Genomic DNA, 231 nt, shown 5'->3' on the forward strand with positions numbered 1-231 from the left:
GGAAAACGCCACCGCGCAGGTAGATATCCCGGCCATCGAACCTGGTGGCACCTGCAAGGTATGGGTGTATTTCGACGCCGACTTTTCGCAGATCCGCCAAGGCGGGGTCAGCATCAGCCACGCCGACGGTGTAGCCAATGTACAGGTGTACCACGAGGTCATCGGTTTCCCTGCCACGGTGGCCCGCTACAGCCGTGAGCTGATGGTGTTGCGGGGGGTGTTGGGGCTCAG

1 pseudogene is annotated in these 231 nt (G+C 61.9%); it reads left to right on the forward strand.

Annotated features, from left to right (window positions below):
• Positions 1-231 (forward strand): annotated as a pseudogene (locus tag SB765_RS34315) (hypothetical protein); the annotation flags it as partial.

Source organism: Pseudomonas sp. SIMBA_067 (assembly GCF_046534675.1).
In the GTDB taxonomy this organism is placed as follows: Bacteria; Pseudomonadota; Gammaproteobacteria; order Pseudomonadales; family Pseudomonadaceae; genus Aquipseudomonas; species Aquipseudomonas putida.